The organism is Pseudocitrobacter sp. CD920760 (genome assembly GCF_057782505.1).
Genome location: NZ_CM173490.1, coordinates 1,852,464 through 1,872,451 on the forward strand (window position 1 = coordinate 1,852,464; position 19,988 = coordinate 1,872,451).

The window sequence follows — 19,988 nt, forward strand, 5'->3', positions numbered from 1 at the left end:
TGTAAAAAGTCGTAAAGGACAAACCCGGTTCGCGAAAGCAACCGGGTTTTGTCTTATTAATCGTTTAGGTATCTGCTTTTGCTGGCGGAAGAGGTATCATCTTTAGACTTCTTTACATTTGGTCAGGCAGAATTTTTTTGTCTTTATATACTGAGAGTAAGCCCGTTTTACGAGCATTAATGCAATAACAGGGGGCAAGGGATGTTGCTTAATAAAAAGAATGGTCGTCGATTGTCGGTCGTGAGTATGTGTCTGGCAATGACGTTTGCTCCACTGTTTAACGCGCTGGCCGATGAGCCAGAAGTCGTGCCTTCAGACAGTTCCGCCACGGTTGCGGAAACGGCGCCTGCGCTGGCGGTACCGGGAAGCCAGGCATCCGCGATGGCGAATCTGTTGGGAACGCAGCCGCTCCCGGATGGGGCTGCGGCGAAGAGCCGTGCCGATATTCAGTCATGGCTGCCGGCAGGCTATACGCCGGTTTATCTGAATCCGCTGGTCATGCTTTATGCCGCTCACGATATGAAACCGATGTGGGAAAATCGTGATGCCGTACGCGCGTTCCAGCAGCAACTGGCCGAAGTCGCTATCGCCGGTTTTCAGCCGCAGTTTACCAAATGGGTTGAGCTGTTAACCGACCCGAACGTCAGCGGGATGGCGCGGGATGTCGTGCTGTCTGATGCGTTGATGGGCTATCTGCACTTTATCAGCGGTATCCCGGTTCAGGGTAATCGCTGGCTCTACAGCGCGAAACCGTACACCCTGGCGACGCCGCCGCTGTCGGTGATTAACCAGTGGCAACTGGCGCTCTCCGAGGGCACGTTACCGCAGTTTATCGCCGGGCTGGCCCCGCAGCATCCGCAGTATGAAACTATGCACCAGACGCTGCTGTCGCTGCTCTCCGATACCAAACCCTGGCCAACACTCAAGGCTGGCGCGTCGCTGCGTCCGGGGCAATGGAGTAGCGATGTGCCTGCGCTACGTGAAATTTTACAGCGCCATGGCATGCTTGATGGCGGGCCCAATATAACGTTGCCAGGCGATGAGCCCGCAGTCAGCCCATCAGCGAATACCCGGAAAACGGTGAAGCCCGGGCCTCAGGCGTATGACCGTACATTGTCCGATGCCGTCAAACGCTTCCAGACTTCCCAGGGGCTGGGCAGCGATGGCGTCATTGGCGGTGCCACGCGCGATGCGCTCAATCTTTCCAACGCCGAACGTGCAGGTGTGGTAGCGCTGAATATTCAGCGTTTGCGTCTGCTGCCAGGGAAACTCTCCACGGGCATTATGGTCAATATCCCGGCGTATTCGCTGGTCTATTATCAGGACGGAAATCAGGTGCTGGCGTCCCGCGTTATCGTGGGCCGCCCGGATCGTAAAACGCCGATGATGAGCAGCGCGCTGAATAACGTGGTGGTCAATCCGCCGTGGAACGTGCCGCCAACGCTGGCACGCAACGATATTCTGCCGAAACTGCGCAATGACCCTGGCTATCTTGAGCGTCATAACTACACGGTAATGCGCGGCTGGAGCAGCAGCGAAACCATTGACCCATGGCGCGTAGACTGGTCAACGATTACGCCGTCGAACCTGCCGTTCCGCTTCCAGCAGGCTCCGGGACCGCGCAATTCGCTCGGGCGGTATAAGTTTAATATGCCGAGTTCGGACGCCATCTATTTGCACGATACGCCGAACCATAATTTATTCCAGAAAGATGCCCGCGCGTTAAGTTCTGGTTGTGTGCGTGTGAATAAAGCATCTGAACTTGCCGGTATGTTATTGGGTGATGCCGGATGGAATGATACGAGAATTTCCGATGCGCTGAAGCAGGGGAATACCCGTTATGTGAATATCCGACAGAATATCCCGGTCAATCTTTATTACCTCACCGCCTTTGTGGATGCTGATGGAAAGACACAATATCGCACAGATATTTACAATTATGATGTAACAGCGCGATCTGGCGCACAAATTCTGCCAAAAGCGGAACAATTAATCAGATAAATGAAGTAGTTCAGGTAATTTAGTGGTCCTATCTATGTCGCAACCTTCGCCCCGGAAAGCCCTGGTGGCGCGGGTTGCGCTGGGATGGTCGCCTTGACGTTGGCAGAAATGCCCGGTAAGGTGCCCTACGTGCGCCAGAAGTGCATAAATTTCGATCACATTTACTTGTAGACCTGATTATCATGGACAAATTTGACGCTAATCGCCGCAAACTGCTGGCGCTGGGTGGGGCTGCGCTGGGCGCTGCTGCCATCTTGCCGACGCCCGCACTTGCTACCCTCTCGACCCCACGTCCGCGGATCCTGACGCTGAACAATCTTCATACGGGTGAGTTGATAAAAGCCGAGTTTTTCGACGGCAGAGGCTATATTCAGGATGAATTAGCAAAACTCAATCATTTCTTCCGTGATTTTCGCGCGAATAAAATAACTTCTATCGACCCCTCATTATTCGACCAGCTTTATCGGTTGCAGGGCTTATTAGGCTCTAACCGTCCGGTACAGCTAATCTCTGGCTATCGTGCCATTGACACGAATAATGAATTACGTGCCCATAGCCGTGGTGTAGCGAAAAACAGCTACCACACGAAAGGACGGGCGATGGATTTCCATATTGAAGGTGTTTCGTTAAGCAATATTCGCAAAGCCGCGTTATCTATGCGCGCAGGTGGTGTAGGATACTACCCACGTAGCAACTTTGTGCATATTGATACCGGGCCGGTGCGGCACTGGTAACGAAACAGGAGCCTTATGAACTATCGTATTATTCCGGTCACCGCGTTCGCGCAGAACTGTTCATTGATTTGGTGCGAGCAAACGAAACTTGCTGCGCTGGTCGATCCAGGCGGCGACGCAGAGAAAATCAAAGAACAGGTTGAGGCCGCTGGCGTTACTCTGGTTCAGATTTTACTCACTCACGGGCATCTTGATCACGTAGGCGCGGCGGCGGAGCTGGCTGCGCATTACGGTATTCCCGTGATTGGGCCGGAAAAAGAAGATGAGTTCTGGCTGCAGGGATTACCGCAACAGAGCCGGATGTTTGGCCTCGAAGAGTGCCAGCCACTGACGCCAGACCGTTGGCTGAATGAAGGCGAAACGGTGAGCGTGGGTAACGTGAAGTTGCAGGTTCTTCATTGTCCGGGCCACACGCCGGGCCACATCGTCTTTTTCGATGATGCCTCGCGCTTGCTGATTTCCGGGGATGTTATCTTTAAGGGCGGGGTGGGGCGCAGCGATTTTCCACGCGGTGACCACGGCCAACTGATCGACGCGATTAAACGCAAGCTGTTGCCGCTGGGCGATGACGTGACGTTTATTCCAGGTCATGGGCCGCTGTCAACGCTCGGCTATGAGCGGCTGCACAACCCGTTCCTGCAGGATGAAATGCCTGTCTGGTAAGAGCAAAAAAGGCCGCGAAAGCGGCCTTTTTTATGTCGTCTGACCCGTCTTACAGCACAGCGACAATGGCTTCGCACAGCGGCGCCATGTTGTCCGGCGTCATACCGGCGACGTTGATACGGCCAGACGCCACCGCATACACGCCAAACTCTTCACGCAGACGCAGCACCTGATCTTTGGTCAGGCCGCTGAACGAGAACATCCCGTTTTGTTTAGTGATAAAGGTGAAGTCGCGATTCGCGCCTTTCTCCTGCAGCGTGTTCACGAACAGCAGACGCATGCGCTGAATGCGTTGACGCATGTCGGTCAGTTCCTGTTCCCAGATAGCGCGCAGAGCGTCATTGCTGAGAATGGTGGCGACAACGGACGCACCGTGAGCTGGCGGGTTGGAATAGTTAGCACGAATGACCGACTTCATCTGGCTGAAGGCGCGATCGGCGTTGTCCGCATCGCGGGTGACCAGGGTGCAGGCGCCAACACGTTCGTTATACAGACCGAAGTTTTTAGAGTAAGAGCTGGCAACAATCAGCTCATCATGCAGCGCGGCGAACGCGCGCAGACCTTCTGCATCTTCTTCCAGACCACGGGCGAAGCCCTGGTAGGCGAAATCGAACAGCGGCAGCCAGCCTTTCTCAGCGGAGATCTTCGCCAGCTGTTGCCACTGCTCCAGCGTCGGATCGATACCGGTCGGGTTATGACAGCAGCCGTGGAACAGCACCACATCGCCGGCCTGTGCATTGTTCAGGCTGGCAACAAGGCCATCAAAATTGAGCGCATGGTTCTGTGCGTCATAGTAGTCATATTCGCAAACTTCGAGACCCGCAGCGTTGAAGACGCCTTTATGGTTCGGCCAGCTCGGGTTGCTAACCCAGATGCGTTTCGCACTGGTGTTTTTGGCGAGGAAATCTGCCGCGACGCGCAGTGCGCCAGTACCGCCAGGCGTTTGCGCCGTGCGGGCGCGTTTAGCGTTGACGATTTCACTTCCTTTACCGAACAGCAGCTCCTGCGTGCAACGACCAAACTCCGGGATACCATCAATACCGAGGTAATTTTTGGTCGTTTCATTTTCCAGCAGATAAAGCTCCGCTTTTTTAACGCTGGTCAGAACCGGGGTTTTACCGGTCTCATCTTTGTAAACTCCAATCCCGAGGTTGATTTTGCTCGGGCGGTCGTCGGCACGAAACAGATCGGCCAGGCCCAGAATTGGGTCGGCAGGGGCGGCTGTAATGTTCTCAAACATGACGGGGTTCCATTTATGAGTGACTTGGAGAAATCCGCTATCAGGTTAACGGCAGATTTACAAAATGCCAACCGTTTGCAATGAAAAGCGCGAGCCTTTTCAAAAGTCGCGATTTTTAACTGGCTGAAATATAAAAAACAGGGCCGAAGCCCTGTTTCCTGTGCATATAACAAAGTGGCGTACTGATTAGAACTGGTACACGATACCCACGGCTGCCTGGTCGTCGGTGGACAGGCCAGTGGCTGCGGTGTAGTCGTTTTCGTCCAGCAGGTTGAATTTATACGCTGCATAGACGTTCATGTTTTTGTTGAAGTAGTACCAGGTACCCACTTCGATATATTTCAGCAGGTCAGCAGTGCCGCCGTCGAAGCCAGGGCGGGAAGCCAGGTTTTTACCTTTAGACTGGACGTAGCCAACGGAGGGACGCAGGCCGAAGTCGAACTGGTACTGAACCACTGCTTCAATGTTCTGGGTTTTGTTGGCAAAGCCAGCGTCTTCCGGGGTCATGTTGTAGGTCTGAGAGTACATGACCGCAGCATAGACGTTGTTGGCATCGTACTTAGCAGAGGTCGCCCACGCTTCAGCTTTGTCGCCGCTGGCGCTGAAGGCCTGATTTTTCTGATCGGTAGTACGGTTGGAGTTCGCATAGCCTGCGGAAATCGCGAAGCCTTCACCAAAGGCATAAGTTGCAGAGGTACTGACGCCGTCGCCATTCTGCTTCTGAATGTTACGTTCTTCGTTTTTACCCTGATACTGAACCGCGAAGCTCAGACCATCGACCAGGCCGAAGAAGTCAGAGTTACGGTAGGTGGCTACGCCATTGGTACGCGCAGTCATGAAGTTATCAGTGTAGTTCCAGCCGTCGCCGCCCCACTCAACCAGCATATCGGTTGCGGATTCAACGTCGTAGATAGCGCCGTAGTTACGACCGTAGTCGAAAGAGCCGAATTCACCGGCTTTCAGGCCTGCGAAGGCCAGACGGGTTTTGCTGGTTTGAGAACCTTCAACATTGGACGCATCCATGTTGTATTCCCACTGACCATAACCGGTCAGCTGTTCGTTAATTTGAGTTTCCCCTTTCACACCAATACGGGCATAGGTGGTATCAGAGTTGCTGGTGTCACCATTGGTGGTCCACACATGCTCACCGACCATTTTGCCGTAAAAGTCCAGTTTGTTGCCGTTTTTGTTGTAGATTTCTGCAGCGTTAGCTGCACCGGCTACCAGCAGGGCAGGGATCACCACTGCCAGGATATTGCGCTTCATCATTATTTATTACCCTCATTAGGTTTTTTTTATATCGACACTCGCCACTGCCGCCAATAACTTCTGTCAATAAAAATTTACAGAAACATTGATGATAGTTTGGTGTCTTTTTGTGTCTGAGAGGCATATTTCCATTCAAACCACCGTTTCGCTAGCCTGAAAGTGCTACAAATATCCTAATTAAGTAACAAGAGGAAATTATGTGTAACAAAAAGTTAAAAATAAGGAACTTTGTGAGACAACTCAAAGTTCTGTTGGGGTTAGGGAAGTATTAAGTGAAATAGTGGATATCTATATGAATTTCTTATCTTTAATCTCTAATGTGGTTGTTTGTTGAGCATGTTGATGTAAATATGAGCTGCCAGAAATGTTAAATTTAAGTATCGAGGTGACGGTGGTTTCGCTTAAAAATAATGCTATCGGCTCAGGTATTTCTAAAATCCATAAGCAATTGCACATTTTTTGTGCATAAACGTTAACGGAAATGGGATGTAACAAACTACGCGATGCAGGGGGTTGATCCTTAAGGTAATTGACGAAGATTTACGTTAAGGGCACAAAAAAGGCCAGCATATGCTGGCCTTGTTGAGAGTGCGGAGATTTAGAAGCTGGCGTTACGCGGCGTTCTTGGGAATGCAATCACGTCACGGACGTTTTGTACGCCAGTTACATAGGCAATCAGACGTTCGAAGCCCAGACCGAAACCGGAGTGCGGTACGGTGCCGTAACGACGCAGATCGCGGTACCACCAGTAATCTTCTTTGTTCAGACCCATCTCTGCCATGCGGGCATCCAGCACGTCCAGACGCTCTTCACGCTGTGAACCACCGATGATTTCGCCGATACCCGGGGCCAGCACGTCCATTGCCGCAACGGTTTTACCGTCGTCGTTGAGACGCATGTAGAATGCCTTGATCTCTTTCGGATAGTTTTTCACCACCACCGGCGCTTTGAAGTGTTTCTCAGCAAGATAGCGTTCATGTTCGGAAGAGAGGTCAACGCCCCAGTAAACCGGGTTTTCGAAGGTCTGGCCGCAGTTTTCGAGGATGGTGACCGCGTCGGTGTAATCCACCTGCGCGAAATCCGCCTCGATAAAGCGTTGCAGACGTTCAATGGCTTCTTTATCCACGCGTTCAGCGAAGAATTTCATGTCGTCCATACGTTCTTCAAGGACCGCTTTGAAGACATATTTCAACATGGCTTCCGCCAGCGCGGCGTTATCTTCCAGATCAGCAAAAGCGACTTCCGGCTCCAGCATCCAGAACTCGGCCAGGTGGCGGCTGGTGTTGGAGTTTTCAGCGCGGAAGGTCGGGCCGAAGGTGTAGATTTTTGACAGCGCGCAGGCGTAGGTTTCGCCGTTCAGCTGGCCGGAAACGGTCAGGAAAGACTCTTTACCGAAGAAGTCTTTATCGAAATCGACTTTCCCCTGGTCGTTACGCGGCAGGTTTTCCATATCCAGCGTGGAGACGCGGAACATTTCGCCAGCACCTTCGGTATCGGATGCGGTAATCAGCGGGGTGGACACCCAGAAGAAACCCTGCTCATCGAAGAAGCGGTGCAGCGCCTGTGCCAGCGTATGGCGAACACGTGCCACCGCGCCAATCAGGTTGGTGCGCGGACGCAGGTGCGCCACTTCACGCAGGTATTCGATGCTGTGACGTTTAGCCGCCATCGGGTAGGTATCAGGATCTTCCACCCAACCGGTCACTTCCACGCTTGTCGCCTGGATTTCGAAGCTCTGGCCCTGGCCCTGAGACGCCACGACTTTACCGGTGACGACCACGGAGCAACCGGTGGTCAGACGCAGGATTTCCTGATTGTAATTGGGCAGAGAATTATTAATAACGGCCTGTACAGGATCAAAGCAGGAACCGTCATAGACGGCGAGGAAGGAAAAGCCAGCTTTTGAATCTCGGCGAGTACGTACCCATCCGCGCACGGTGACTTCGCTGTCAACGGCGGCACGGCCCTGGAGTACGTCGGCTACAGGCACAACGCTCATAATAGTCTCTCTGTTAAGTTGTCCAATAAAGAATAAGTTGCTCCCTAAAAAGGGAGATATCTATGTTACCTGTCATCCGCCATCAGACAAGCAGATTTCGCACTGTGAAGGGGAGAATTCAGAAATTAATAAAGAAGAAGGGAGCCGAATGGCTCCCTTTGGTGATTAACTCGCCTTTTTGACCTGTGGCAGGTCGAAGGCTTTACGCAATGCGCGAACGAACGCCTTGTCGTGACAGATGGTTTTCCCTGGGCTGTCAGAGAGTTTCGCCACCGGCTTACCGTTACATTCCACCAGTTTAATAACAATATTCAGTGGTTTTACCTGGGGGATGTCGCAGGTAAGACGGGTACCAATACCGAAGCTCAGGTTCACGCGCGAAGAGAAGTGACGATAGAGGTCGACCGCTTTGGGCAAATCGAGATTATCGGAGAACACCAGCACTTTGCTGTGCGGGTCGATTCCCAGTTTCTCATAGTGGGCAATCGCTTTTTCGCCCCATTCAACCGGGTCACCCGAATCGTGGCGTAGCCCCTGATAACGGGTCGCAAATTCCGGCCCGAAATCGCGCAGGAAGGCGTCCATGGTGATGCAGTCGGTGAGCGCGATCCCCAGTTGGTCTGGATACTCGGCAAGCCAGGCCGCCAGTGCCGCACGCTGGCTCGTCGCCAGGTCGGGGCTGATTTGCTGATGCGCCTGGAACCACTCGTGCGCCTGTGTACCCATTGGGGTAAGGTCGAGACGACGCGCGAGATCGTAGTTGCTGGTACCGGTGAACCACGGCTCCTGCTGGAGACGTTTGACGATCGCTTCCTGCACCTCTCGGGAGAAACGACGACGGGTACCGAAATCCATCAGACGGAACGCGGACATATCAAGGTCTGCGGTCATGCGCGTGAAATCAGTGAGTTTATGCTCAAGCATTTCAAGCGCCTGCGGTACACCTTCTTCCGGGGAACGGTAGCGATGAACCAGCTCGCTTATCACCGCCAGTAGCGGCACTTCCCACATAATGACTTCACGCCACGGGCCATCGAGCCGAATGTTCAGCTTGCCGTTATCGTTGGTGACGGTCACCTGTTGCGGGTCGTAGCGAAAATCGCGCAGCCAGGTCAGGTAATCTTCTTTAAAGAAGGGCAGCCCGGAAAGCCAGTGATATTCCTCATCACTGAGCCTCAGCGAGCGCATAGCGTCTACCTGTTCCCGAATGGCATCAGCATAAATGCCCAGCAGATCGTCACCACGGCAGCGGAATTCCGCCGCGACGTTTACGTCGTAGTAGTGGTGAAACACCGCCTGCTGCATGTGCAGTTTGTAGGCATCCGTATCAAGCAACGAATGCAGAACAGGAGTCACGAATTGAGTCATGGTGCGCAATAGCATCCTCTCACAGGAGCGTTTAGTAAAATAAACAACAGGGAGATTAGCAGGAGTATACCTTGTTTATTCATTTATTGAACCCCGATCACATCATAAGGCCTGCTAAGGGGCTAGGGCATTTCGTGCCAATGTGTTATCCAAATGTAGCAATTTTTGGTATTTGTCTGGAAAAGATGAAGATTCTGCGTAGCGCGATTTAAACAACAGGAATAGACTGGATACGACATTTTACAAACGACGCTAAAGGTTTTTTATGACACAACAGCCCCAAGCCAAGTACCGCCACGACTACCGTGCGCCGGACTACCTGATCAGTGATATCGACCTGGCCTTTGACCTGGATGCCGCAAAAACCGTCGTGACGGCCCAAAGCCAGGTTTCCCGTCATGCAGCGTCCGATGTGCCGCTACGTCTGGATGGCGAAGATTTAACGCTTATTTCCGTACACGTGAACGGCGAGCAGTGGACGAACTATAAAGAAGAAGAGAAGCAGCTGGTTATCAGCGGTTTGCCAGAGCGTTTTACGCTGCTAATTGTGAACGAAATCAGCCCAGCGTCGAACACCGCGCTGGAAGGGCTTTACCAGTCTGGCGAAGCGCTGTGTACGCAATGCGAGGCGGAAGGTTTCCGTCACATCACTTATTATCTCGATCGCCCGGACGTTCTGGCGCGTTTCACCACCAAAATTACCGCCGATAAAGCGAAGTATCCGTTCCTGCTGTCTAACGGCAACCGCGTAGCGCAAGGCGAGCTGGATAATGGCCGTCACTGGGTGCAGTGGCAGGATCCGTTCCCGAAACCATGCTACCTGTTTGCGCTGGTGGCGGGCGACTTCGATGTTCTGCGCGATACTTTTACCACCCGTTCCGGTCGTCAGGTGGCGCTGGAGCTGTTTGTCGATCGCGGCAACCTTGACCGCGCGCCGTGGGCGATGACTTCGCTGCAAAATTCCATGAAGTGGGATGAGGAGCGTTTCGGCCTCGAATATGACCTCGACATCTATATGATTGTCGCCGTTGACTTCTTTAATATGGGCGCGATGGAGAATAAAGGTCTCAACATCTTTAACTCCAAATATGTGCTGGCGCGTACCGACACCGCGACGGATAAAGATTATCTCGATATCGAGCGCGTGATTGGCCACGAATATTTCCATAACTGGACCGGGAACCGCGTCACCTGCCGCGACTGGTTCCAGCTCAGCCTGAAAGAAGGCTTAACCGTTTTCCGCGACCAGGAGTTCAGCTCCGACCTCGGTTCGCGCGCGGTGAATCGCATCAATAACGTGCGTACTATGCGCGGGTTGCAGTTTGCAGAAGATGCCAGCCCAATGGCGCATCCGATTCGCCCGGATAGTGTTATTGAGATGAACAACTTCTATACCCTGACCGTGTATGAGAAGGGCGCGGAAGTGATTCGCATGCTGCATACCCTGCTGGGGGAAGCGAATTTCCAGAAAGGGATGCAGCTCTACTTCGAACGTCACGATGGTAGTGCCGCGACCTGTGATGATTTTGTGCAGGCGATGGAAGATGCCTCCAACGTTGACCTGTCGCATTTCCGTCGCTGGTACAGCCAGTCTGGTACGCCAATCGTCAGCGTGCATGATGATTACAACCCGGAAACCGAGCAGTACACGCTGACCATTAGCCAGCGTACGCCGGCGACGGCAGAGCAGCAGGAAAAACAGCCGCTGCATATTCCATTCGATATCGAACTGTATGATAACGAAGGGAAGGTGATCCCGTTGCAGAAAGACGGGCATCCGGTCCATAACGTGCTGAACGTCACTCAGGCAGAGCAGACCTTTGTCTTCGATAACGTTTACTTCCAGCCGGTGCCGTCGCTGCTGCGCGAGTTTTCAGCACCCGTTAAGCTGGAATATAAATGGAGCGATCAGCAGTTAACCTTCCTGATGCGCCATGCCCGTAACGACTTCTCTCGTTGGGATGCGGCGCAAAGCCTGCTGGCCAACTACATCAAGATTAACGTCAACCGTCACCAGCAGAATCAGCCGCTGTCGCTGCCGGTTCACGTGGCTGATGCGTTCCGCGCCATCCTGCTGGATGAGAAAATCGACCCGGCGCTGGCGGCTGAAATTCTGACGCTGCCGTCCGCCAATGAAATTGCGGAACTGTTCGATGTTATCGACCCAATCGCCATCGCTGCCGTTCGCGAAGCGCTGACCCGCACGCTGGCTAATGAGCTGGCGGATGAGTTCCTGGTTATCTATAACGCCAACAAATTGCCGAGCTATCGCGTTGAGCATGAAGATATCGGCAAGCGTTCACTGCGTAATACTTGCCTGCGCTATCTGGCGTTTGGCGAGCGCGAACTGGCGGATAAACTGGTGCGCCAGCAATATCATCAGGCCGACAATATGACTGATGCGCTGGCGGCGTTAGCGGCATCCGTAGCGGCAGAGCTGCCGTGCCGCGATGCGCTGATGCAGGAGTTCGATGACAAATGGCATCAGGATGGCCTGGTGATGGACAAATGGTTCATTCTGCAAGCCACCAGCCCGGCGGATAACGTGCTGGAAACGGTGCGCAAGCTGTTGAATCACCGCTCATTCACCATGAACAACCCGAACCGTCTGCGTTCGTTGATTGGCGCGTTTGCCAGCAGCAACCCGGCCGCGTTCCACGCGCTGGACGGTAGCGGCTATCAGTTCCTGGTTGAGATGCTGACAGAACTCAACAGCCGTAACCCGCAGGTGGCGTCACGTCTGATTGAGCCGCTGATCCGCCTGAAACGCTATGATGCAAAACGTCAGGCGATGATGCGTGCGGCGCTGGAACAGCTGAAAGGGCTGGAGAATCTTTCCGGGGATCTGTACGAGAAGATTACCAAAGCGTTAGCGTAACAACAGTGCCGGATGGCGCTTCGCTTATTCGGCCTGGAATGACATTCTCTGGTAGGCCGGGTAAGGCGTAGCCGCCACCCGGCTTTTTTTACGCATGTTCAAACTGCTCATGAAACGCCGGAACACGAATATCACGGCGGTGAAGGGCTTGCCAGAATGTCTCCAGCGCACTGTCCAGACGGCCCTGCAAATTTGGGCTGAACTGAGGCTTATGCTGGTAATCCGTAACCTGACTGTCGTCGGCAAACACGCCATGCAGGATCTCCTGCGCTTTCAACGCGCTCAGTACCGGTTTCAGCGCGTAATCCACCGCCAGCATATGAGCAACCGTACCGCCTGTCGCTAATGGCAGCACCACTTTCCCTTCCAGCGCACGTTCGGGCAGCAGATCCAGCAGCGTTTTTAACGCACCGGAAAATGATGCTTTATAAATCGGCGTGGCAACGATTAAGCCATCGGCCAGGGCCAGTTGCTCGGTCAACGTTTTCAGCGCCGGGCTGTCAAAACGTGCATAAAGCAGATCTTCTGGCTCGAAATTTTGCAAATGCCAGTGGCAAACCTCAACATCCACCGCCGCCAGTTTTTCACGGGCGTACTCCAGCAATGCGCTGGAACGTGAAGGAAAACGCGGGCTTCCCGCCAGGGTGATGACGCGCATACAACCTCCTTACAACCTTAAAGTGTTTTTTATTTAACATTTCGAAAGGCAGTTTCGCAGACGATGCCGAGATCTCTAAATACTTTTTCAGCTAAACGAATTCTGATAAATGGATATACGCAACATGCTCTTTTTCCATTAAATATCAGAAGGTGTTCAGAATGTTTTTAGTTTGTTGTGTTATTGTGATGATGAATTCGCTCGTTAAATACATTGTTTAGCATTAATCAATTAATTTTTTCTAAAAAATCGATTCAGTTGCATACGGATGAGAATATCTGTTTATATGCATCGATGTTTTATTTTAATCAGTTGACACATGTATTTTATTTATTAAATGGAGATATGCATGCGGAAAAGTATATTAATACTATTAATGGGTGCGATTCTGGGATGTGGTAGCGCCCTGGCGGCCGATGATAACGCCGTAACAGACGGTAGCCTGACGATCACCGGCGAAGTTGTTGCACCAGCCTGCACCATTGCACCTGAAAGTCAGTCTGGAACAATCGCGATGGAGAAGGTGAGTGAGACGAAACTAGAAACACTGGGCCAGGAGTCCGGTGTGAAAAAAGATATTCCGATTAACCTGAAGGACTGCGACAACACGGTGACCCGCAATGCGGCATTCACGTTCACCGCAGAAGCCGATCCGGCAGTTGCCAGCGCGTTTAAGAATCAGAATTCTGGTGCCGGCGCGGCGACGAATGTCGCGATACAGATGTATATGCCTGATGGTACAACGAAAATTTTGCCTAATACTGAAACGGCACAAAACGGAATTCCGCTCGCTGCGACATCTGATCAAACTATCACCTTCAAAGCAGATTACGTTGCGACGGGTAAAGCAACGGCAGGTACGGTTCAGGTTGCGACCACATTCCATATTAACTACTACTGATTTTCCCCCTTTATCCTGAAGGGGCGGGAAAGGCTAAAGGTACCTTCAAGTGAATACCCGTAGAGCAATAAGCATGGCTGCCGTAAGTTTTATCGGCGCGTTAACACTCAGTGCTTCCTCCTGGGCTGCCGATAGCGGCGGCGTGGGGTTGGGCGCGACGCGGGTTATTTACAACGAAGGTGATGCACAGGTTGCGCTGAGTGTTAAAAATACCAGTAAAACTGTGCCGTATTTAATTCAGGCATGGGTAATGATGCCCGATAATAAAAAGGCGCAGGACTTTATTACGACGCCACCGCTATTTGTGCTTAACCCCGCTAGTGAAAATTTACTGCGTATTATGTACGTCGGACCAGCGTTGCCTAAAGATCGTGAGTCGTTATTTTACGCAAGCGTACGCGCGGTGCCATCAACGACAAAGAAAGAAGAGGGCAGCGTGTTAAAAATCGCCACCCAGAGCGTCATTAAGTTGTTCTGGCGACCGAAAGGACTCTCAATTTCCGTTAACCAGGCGGCAGAAAAACTGCGTTGCGATTGGTCAGGGCAGAGCGTTACTGTTCATAATCCCACGCCCTATTATATTACGCTGACCGGGCTGACGCTTGGCGGTAAGAGTGTAAAGAACCAAATGGTATCGCCGCTTGACAGCTTCCGTTTTGACGTGCCAAAAGGCGCTACTAATCAGAAAGTGAGCTACCGAACCATCAATGATTATGGCGCTGAGACGCCGTCTATGATGTGCAAATCCTGACGGATTGACACTTCCGGACGCGAAATGCCGAGTACCCCACGCCAGCGCTGTTATCTGCTTATCAGTACGATTCCCTCCTTTTTAGGCGGGCTAGCGGTATTTGCCTCAACTTCACTAAACGCGCTGGCCAACACCTGGTTTGATCCGGCTTTCTTTAAAGACGATCCGTCACTGGTTGCCGACCTTTCACGTTTTGAACAAGGGCAGGAAATTGCGCCGGGCAAATATAGGGTGGATGTTATTTTCAACCAAAGCTTTAGTGCCACCCGTGATATTGAATTTGTTGCTAATGACGAAAATCATCAGGTTGAGCCCTGCCTGAATAAAGCCAATCTCAGCCAGATTGGCGTGAATATCGCCGCTTTTCCGGCTATTAACGCGCTGGATGACGCAGCGTGCATACCGCTTGCTAAGATGATTCCCGCCGCCAGCGTCACATTTGATGCACGACAACTTCGGCTGGAGATTTCCGTGCCGCAAATTGCGGTCAAAAACGATGTCCGTGGCTATGTTCCGCCAGAACGATGGGATCGTGGAATCAATGCATTGCTCTTAGGGTATTCCTTCAGCGGGGCGGATGGTGTGGAGAGCTTCAACCAAAACGATGCTGATACTAACTATTTCCTTAACCTAAACAGTGGGCTGAACCTTGCTGGCTGGCGATTGCGCAATAACTCCACCTGGAGCTATAGCCAGGATGAGCCGGGCCAATGGCAGAATATCAGCAGCTATATGCAGTACGCGCTCATTCCCGTTAAAGGCGAATTAACGGTTGGAGACAGTTACACCGGGGGCGATTTTTTCGATAGCGTCGGTTTTCGCGGCGTGCAGTTAGCTTCGGACGACAACATGCTGCCCGATAGCCTGCGCGGTTTCGCCCCCACCGTGCGCGGTATTGCCAAAAGCAACGCCCAGGTGACCATTAAACAGAATGGCTATACGGTGTATCAGACGTATGTGCCTCCCGGCGCATTTGAAATTAACGACCTGTTTTCCAGCGCCTCCAGCGGCGACCTGCAGGTTGAAATAAAAGAATCTGACGGCACCCTCAACCGCTACACCATTCCTTACTCCAGCGTACCGCTTCTCCAGCGACAGGGGCGATTAAAATATGCACTGACGGCGGCGCACTATCGTAGTAACAGCAACGATCAGGAGGAAAAAGCATTTACTCAGGCGACACTGCAATGGGGGGGCCCCTGGGGCATCACCTGGTACGGCGGCGGTCAATTCTCTGAAGATTATCACGCTGGCATGCTGGGGATGGGATTTAACCTCGGTGAACTTGGTGCCATTTCGCTTGATGGAACATGGGCAAGCAGTACGCTGGCGAATAATCAGGATTCTCAGGGGCAATCCTGGCGTTTTTTGTATGCCAAAACGCTAAATCCCTACGGCACCAACTTTCAGTTGATGGGATACCGCTATTCGACGTCCGGGTTTTATACCCTTGCCGATACCATGTATGAACGCATGGAAGGGTATACGGAGAGTGAGGACGATGAAACGCCGCTGTGGGCGCGTTACTACAATCTTGATTACAGCAAGCGCGGAAAGCTGCAAATCAATATTTCTCAACAGCTTGGCGAGTATGGCTCGTTTTACTTGAGCGGTAGCGAGCAAACGTACTGGAATACGGATGACCGGGATCGTTTATTGCAGTTTGGCTACAACACACAGATTAAGGATATCACGCTGGGATTCTCGTGGAACTACAGCCAGTCTCGCGGCCAGCCCTCTGCCGATCAGGTCTTTGCGCTTAACATCTCACTGCCGCTGGGCCAGTGGCTGTCTGCATCCGACGGTGATATAAACAGTCGAGGTCACAATGCATGGATGACCTCCAATACCAGCGCCGACAACGGCGGTAATGTGACGCAAAACGTAGGCGTCTCCGGTTCGTTACTAGAGGACGGCAATCTCAGTTACAGCGTGCAACAAGGCTACGTGAGCCAGGGCGAGAGCGCCAGCGGGAACGCAAGCCTGGATTACAAGGGCTCCTGGGGCGAATCAAAAATGGGTTACAACTACAGCGATAACGGCAATCAGCAGCAGGTGAACTATGGGGTATCCGGCAGCGTGATTGTGCATTCAGGCGGGATCACGCTCGGCCAGGCTCTGGGGGAAACGAATGTTCTGATTTCGGCACCCGGCGCGGAAAATACCAAAATCGCCAACTACACCGGCATCAGCACGGACTGGCAAGGCAACTCGCTGCTTCCTTACGCTACACCGTACCGCGAAAACCGTATTGCGCTTGATACCGCATCTTTAAAACAAAATGTCGATATAGAGAACGCCGTCGTTAACGTGGTCCCCACCAAAGGCGCGCTGGTACGCGCAACGTTCAGCGCGCATGTGGGCGCGCGGGTGCTTTTCAGCCCACTCATGAAAGGAAAGCCATTACGCTTTGGTGCAATGGCTACCCTCGACAACGGCGAAAAGATTAGCGGCATTATTGATGACGACGGCTCGCTTTATATGTCCGGGCTGCCTGAAAAGGGCAGCATTACAGTGCGCTGGGGTGATGCGCAAGAACAACAGTGTCGCCTGATGTTTGAACTCACGGCCCAGCAGATGGCCGCACCGATTACGCGCAAAAACGCGCTATGCGAATAATCAGAGGAAACGGTTGCATGCAACGAATCATTAATATGCTGCTGGTGGGGGTTCTCATGTTACTGAGCGCGAAAGTCATGGCTTACACCGGGCAGTGTCATACAGCCAGTGGGAATCCCTATATTGGGGTGAATTTTGGCACAAGCACGATCTCTGAGGAAGAAAACCAGGCAGGGGTTGTTAAGGATGAGTTTTATTCGTGGAATGAAGCCAATGATTATTACGTCTCATGTGACTGTGATAAAGATGCGGTAAGAGATGGGCGATGGGCGTTTGCGTCGGATTCCCCGCTGCCCGCACTGGGCGATAGCTGGTATAAAATAAACGACTATCTGGCAGCGCAGATATTGTTAAGAGTGAAAGGCAACTCGGCGAGCAAAGTGCCGTTCGAAAATGTGGGGACGAGCGGAGATACTCGCTGGCACATTTGTGATCCCGGCGGTCAGCGACTGGGTGGTTCGGGTGCCAGTGGTAATGCCGGAAGTTTCTCGCTCAAAATTCTGGAACCTTTTGTCGGAGCGGTCACTATCCCGCAAATGGTACTGGCCAGACTCTATGAGTGCTACAACATTCCTGCCAGCGATACCTGTTCATCCACGGGAGCACCGGTGCTGACGTATTACCTCTCAGGCACCATCAACTCGCTACAATCCTGCTCGGTTAACGCCGGTGAGACGATTGAGGTCGATCTTGGTGATGTCTTCGCGGCCAATTTTAAAGTGCAGGGGCAGAAACCGATGGGCGCGAAAATGGTAGCGCTCTCGATTCCGGTGAGATGTAACACCGGCAATAGTGGGCTGGTGAATGTCAATCTTAGCCTGACAGCCACGCGTGATAGCGATTATCCGCAAGCAATTAAAACATCAAGGCCCGGTGTTGGAGTGCTGGTGTCGGATGCACAGGGAAATGTGGTCTCACCCGATGGTGGTGCTATCTCGCTGGCTATCCCGGATAACCAGGATGCCTATGCGCAGATGAATGTGTTTCCAGTCAGCACAACAGGCGTGCCGCCGGAAATCGGTAGCTTCGAGGCGACGGCCTCTATCCGTATCAATTTTGATTGAGGCGTGATGCAGATGGCTAAACGGTTGTGTTTCCTTCCCGGCATGCTCGCATTCTGTGCCTTTTCCGCGTTTGGCAATCTGAAAGGGGCCGATCAGGTGAACATGCACATCCATGGCAACGTTATCGATCAGGGTTGCGATGTGGCAACCAGTAGTGCTATGCAGAATATTTTTATTGGCAATTTTAATATCAGTGATTTTCAGGCAGCAAATGCTGTCAGCGCGTCAGCAGACTTAACGATTGATATTAATGGTTGTGCGGCAGGTATACAGGGGGCAAAAGTCTATTTTAGCGGCGAATCCGATCCCCTTGCGCCAACGTTGCTGAAGCTGACCGATACCGGTGGGAGCGGCAATATGGCTAGCGGGATCGCCGTACAAATTATTGATGCGCAAACCCAGGAAGAGATCCCACTGAACCGTTTGACTGCGCGTAATCCACTGAAGGCCGGGGATAATGAACTGAACTACAAGCTGCGTTATAAATCGACAAAAGAGGGGGCCACGGGCGGAAATGCCACCGCGGTGCTCTATTTTGATCTGGTTTATGAGTAAGGCGCTACCAATGAAAAGTACGCAATTTTTCATTTTCGCCCTGATGACGTGCAGCAGTTTTGCCTTTGCGCACGATGGCACCGTCAATATCAGCGGAATGTTTCGTAGCAATACCTGTATTCTTGCTCAGGACAGCAGAGCGATTCAGGTCTCTCTTGGCACGCTGTCCATTAGTCAGTTTGCCCAGGGGCACGCGTCGGCAGAAAAAGCGTTTGTGATTAATCTTGAACAGTGCGGTGCAGATGTTAGCGCCGCGAATGTTACCTTTTCTGGCGAGTCGGACAGCGCAATGGCGGAATTGCTGGCAATAGAGACCGGGAGCGGTGCCGCAACCGGGTTGGCGGTCGCATTGCTTGATGACCATCAGGCGCTAATCCCTCTGAAGCAGGAGAGTAAACCTTATCCATTAAAACAGGGTAAGGTCGCGCTGACGTTTTATGCGCAACTGCGCTCTACAGTCGGTGATGTGACATCAGGGGCTGTGAATGCCAGCGCGACCTTTGTGGTGCGCTATGACTAGATATGCATTGCTGTTGCTGTGCGCAGTATCCGGCATCAGCCACGCCGGTGTGGTCGTTGGGGGAACACGCTTTGTTTTCCCATCTTCAAGCGAGACCCGAACGATATCCGTGACCAATACCAGTCACCAATCCTGGCTTATCAACAGCAAAATTAACGCCCCAACATTGTGGCAGGGCGCGGTTACTTTCAGCGGGAAGCCGCCAATATTGGCAACGCCGCCGCTGTTTTTACTGCAGCCAGGTGCTACAGGAACGATTCGGTTAGTGAAAATGGATAACCCGATCCCTAACGATCGCGAAACGCTGTTTGCGCTCAGTATCGCGTCGATCCCCTCGGGGCGGGTAGAAGATCGAAGTGTTAAAGTGGCGCTGCGCTCCTCTTTCAAACTCTTCTGGCGTCCTGCCTCATTGACGAGCAGCCCTGACAAGGCCTGGCAACAGGTCTCGTGGCTGCGTGATGCACAAGGTGTGACGGCCAGCAACCCAACGCCTTTTTACATCAATCTTGCGCAGGTGAAGGTGAACGGTAGCCCGGTGGATGATGCAGGCGTGATTCCACCATTAACACAACGACACTTTACATGGTGTACCGCGAAAACACTCTGTACATTACGCTGGCAAACCCTGAACGACCTTGGGGGGTTAACGCCAGTGACGGAACAACGTTTTCCTGATTAAAACGTGTGATGAAAACGTTTGCGTTTTTTTTGTTCCTGGTCAATTCCCTTTTTGTGCGCAATCGCACATAATACGCCCCCGGTTTGCAC

Annotated in this window: 16 protein-coding genes; 11 read left to right on the plus strand and 5 right to left on the minus strand. The window is 52.4% G+C overall.

Going from position 1 to position 19,988, the window contains the following annotated elements; all coding sequences use genetic code 11:
• The first annotated feature begins 201 nt into the window (after nt 1-201).
• The 3 genes from ldtD to AC1MKH_RS08425 all read left to right on the plus strand — a co-directional run bounded on the left by ldtD (nt 202) and on the right by AC1MKH_RS08425 (nt 3,398).
• Nucleotides 202-2,001 (plus strand): L,D-transpeptidase, encoded by a 1,800-nt coding sequence (ldtD, locus tag AC1MKH_RS08415; protein ID WP_276217948.1) that lies wholly within the window; start codon nt 202-204, stop codon nt 1,999-2,001.
• 182 nt (nt 2,002-2,183) lie between these two features.
• A complete protein-coding gene (mepK, locus tag AC1MKH_RS08420; protein WP_015965080.1) occupies nt 2,184-2,735 on the plus strand; it encodes a peptidoglycan L,D-endopeptidase MepK in 552 nt (183 codons plus the stop codon).
• A gap of 15 nt (nt 2,736-2,750) precedes the next feature.
• The gene (locus AC1MKH_RS08425; protein WP_231827821.1) at nt 2,751-3,398 is read left to right on the plus strand and encodes an MBL fold metallo-hydrolase; all 648 of its coding nucleotides are present in this window, start codon (nt 2,751-2,753) and stop codon (nt 3,396-3,398) included.
• A 49-nt stretch (nt 3,399-3,447) separates the two neighbouring features.
• Here AC1MKH_RS08425 and AC1MKH_RS08430 read toward each other — a convergent pair whose 3' ends face one another.
• The 4 genes from AC1MKH_RS08430 to pncB form a co-directional block, all read right to left on the minus strand.
• On the minus strand, nt 3,448-4,638 hold the full coding sequence (locus AC1MKH_RS08430; RefSeq protein ID WP_276217945.1) for an amino acid aminotransferase: 1,191 nt from the start codon (nt 4,636-4,638) through the stop codon (nt 3,448-3,450).
• Between the two features lie 186 nt (nt 4,639-4,824).
• Entirely contained in the window at nt 4,825-5,907 is a 1,083-nt protein-coding gene (locus tag AC1MKH_RS08435; protein WP_276217943.1) for a porin, read from the minus strand.
• A 598-nt stretch (nt 5,908-6,505) separates the two neighbouring features.
• The gene (asnS, locus tag AC1MKH_RS08440; protein WP_149461526.1) at nt 6,506-7,906 is read right to left on the minus strand and encodes an asparagine--tRNA ligase; all 1,401 of its coding nucleotides are present in this window, start codon (nt 7,904-7,906) and stop codon (nt 6,506-6,508) included.
• A gap of 165 nt (nt 7,907-8,071) precedes the next feature.
• On the minus strand, nt 8,072-9,274 hold the full coding sequence (pncB, locus tag AC1MKH_RS08445; RefSeq protein ID WP_231827820.1) for a nicotinate phosphoribosyltransferase: 1,203 nt from the start codon (nt 9,272-9,274) through the stop codon (nt 8,072-8,074).
• A 265-nt stretch (nt 9,275-9,539) separates the two neighbouring features.
• Between pncB and pepN the strand changes: the two genes are divergently transcribed.
• Entirely contained in the window at nt 9,540-12,152 is a 2,613-nt protein-coding gene (pepN, locus tag AC1MKH_RS08450; RefSeq protein ID WP_276217940.1) for an aminopeptidase N, read from the plus strand.
• Between the two features lie 88 nt (nt 12,153-12,240).
• On the opposite strand, the gene ssuE is transcribed toward pepN, so the two are convergent.
• Complete coding sequence (ssuE, locus tag AC1MKH_RS08455; RefSeq protein ID WP_276217937.1) at nt 12,241-12,810, minus strand: NADPH-dependent FMN reductase; 570 nt, start codon at nt 12,808-12,810, stop codon at nt 12,241-12,243.
• Nucleotides 12,811-13,159: 349 nt separating this feature from the next.
• Here ssuE and AC1MKH_RS08460 point away from each other — a divergent pair, with 349 nt between their 5' ends.
• The 7 genes from AC1MKH_RS08460 to AC1MKH_RS08490 all read left to right on the plus strand — a co-directional run bounded on the left by AC1MKH_RS08460 (nt 13,160) and on the right by AC1MKH_RS08490 (nt 19,899).
• Nucleotides 13,160-13,711 carry a fimbrial protein gene (locus tag AC1MKH_RS08460; RefSeq protein ID WP_276217935.1) on the plus strand — a complete coding sequence of 184 codons (552 nt, stop codon included), beginning with the start codon at nt 13,160-13,162 and terminating at the stop codon, nt 13,709-13,711.
• A gap of 73 nt (nt 13,712-13,784) precedes the next feature.
• Nucleotides 13,785-14,462 carry a fimbrial biogenesis chaperone gene (locus AC1MKH_RS08465; RefSeq protein ID WP_276217934.1) on the plus strand — a complete coding sequence of 226 codons (678 nt, stop codon included), beginning with the start codon at nt 13,785-13,787 and terminating at the stop codon, nt 14,460-14,462.
• Between the two features lie 24 nt (nt 14,463-14,486).
• On the plus strand, nt 14,487-17,081 hold the full coding sequence (locus tag AC1MKH_RS08470) for a fimbrial biogenesis usher protein (RefSeq protein ID WP_276217932.1): 2,595 nt from the start codon (nt 14,487-14,489) through the stop codon (nt 17,079-17,081).
• Entirely contained in the window at nt 17,072-18,145 is a 1,074-nt protein-coding gene (locus tag AC1MKH_RS08475) for a fimbrial protein (RefSeq protein WP_276217930.1), read from the plus strand. Before AC1MKH_RS08470 ends, AC1MKH_RS08475 begins: the two co-directional genes overlap by 10 nt.
• A gap of 42 nt (nt 18,146-18,187) precedes the next feature.
• A complete protein-coding gene (locus AC1MKH_RS08480; RefSeq protein WP_327621807.1) occupies nt 18,188-18,700 on the plus strand; it encodes a fimbrial protein in 513 nt (170 codons plus the stop codon).
• A gap of 10 nt (nt 18,701-18,710) precedes the next feature.
• The gene (locus tag AC1MKH_RS08485) at nt 18,711-19,220 is read left to right on the plus strand and encodes a fimbrial protein (protein WP_276217928.1); all 510 of its coding nucleotides are present in this window, start codon (nt 18,711-18,713) and stop codon (nt 19,218-19,220) included.
• A complete protein-coding gene (locus AC1MKH_RS08490; protein WP_276217926.1) occupies nt 19,186-19,899 on the plus strand; it encodes a fimbria/pilus periplasmic chaperone in 714 nt (237 codons plus the stop codon). Before AC1MKH_RS08485 ends, AC1MKH_RS08490 begins: the two co-directional genes overlap by 35 nt.
• Nucleotides 19,900-19,988 lie beyond the last annotated feature (89 nt).

Excerpts from the sequence above, each read along its gene's own strand:
- ldtD (WP_276217948.1), top strand. The coding sequence starts at position 202 with ATGTTGCTTAATAAAAAGAATGGTCGTCGATTGTCGGTCGTGAGTATG.
- mepK (WP_015965080.1), top strand. The coding sequence starts at position 2,184 with ATGGACAAATTTGACGCTAATCGCCGCAAACTGCTGGCGCTGGGTGGG.
- AC1MKH_RS08425 (WP_231827821.1), top strand. The coding sequence starts at position 2,751 with ATGAACTATCGTATTATTCCGGTCACCGCGTTCGCGCAGAACTGTTCA.
- AC1MKH_RS08430 (WP_276217945.1), bottom strand. The coding sequence starts at position 4,638 with ATGTTTGAGAACATTACAGCCGCCCCTGCCGACCCAATTCTGGGCCTG.
- AC1MKH_RS08435 (WP_276217943.1), bottom strand. The coding sequence starts at position 5,907 with ATGATGAAGCGCAATATCCTGGCAGTGGTGATCCCTGCCCTGCTGGTA.
- asnS (WP_149461526.1), bottom strand. The coding sequence starts at position 7,906 with ATGAGCGTTGTGCCTGTAGCCGACGTACTCCAGGGCCGTGCCGCCGTT.
- pncB (WP_231827820.1), bottom strand. The coding sequence starts at position 9,274 with ATGACTCAATTCGTGACTCCTGTTCTGCATTCGTTGCTTGATACGGAT.
- pepN (WP_276217940.1), top strand. The coding sequence starts at position 9,540 with ATGACACAACAGCCCCAAGCCAAGTACCGCCACGACTACCGTGCGCCG.
- ssuE (WP_276217937.1), bottom strand. The coding sequence starts at position 12,810 with ATGCGCGTCATCACCCTGGCGGGAAGCCCGCGTTTTCCTTCACGTTCC.
- AC1MKH_RS08460 (WP_276217935.1), top strand. The coding sequence starts at position 13,160 with ATGCGGAAAAGTATATTAATACTATTAATGGGTGCGATTCTGGGATGT.
- AC1MKH_RS08465 (WP_276217934.1), top strand. The coding sequence starts at position 13,785 with ATGGCTGCCGTAAGTTTTATCGGCGCGTTAACACTCAGTGCTTCCTCC.
- AC1MKH_RS08470 (WP_276217932.1), top strand. The coding sequence starts at position 14,487 with ATGCCGAGTACCCCACGCCAGCGCTGTTATCTGCTTATCAGTACGATT.
- AC1MKH_RS08475 (WP_276217930.1), top strand. The coding sequence starts at position 17,072 with ATGCGAATAATCAGAGGAAACGGTTGCATGCAACGAATCATTAATATG.
- AC1MKH_RS08480 (WP_327621807.1), top strand. The coding sequence starts at position 18,188 with ATGCTCGCATTCTGTGCCTTTTCCGCGTTTGGCAATCTGAAAGGGGCC.
- AC1MKH_RS08485 (WP_276217928.1), top strand. The coding sequence starts at position 18,711 with ATGAAAAGTACGCAATTTTTCATTTTCGCCCTGATGACGTGCAGCAGT.
- AC1MKH_RS08490 (WP_276217926.1), top strand. The coding sequence starts at position 19,186 with ATGCCAGCGCGACCTTTGTGGTGCGCTATGACTAGATATGCATTGCTG.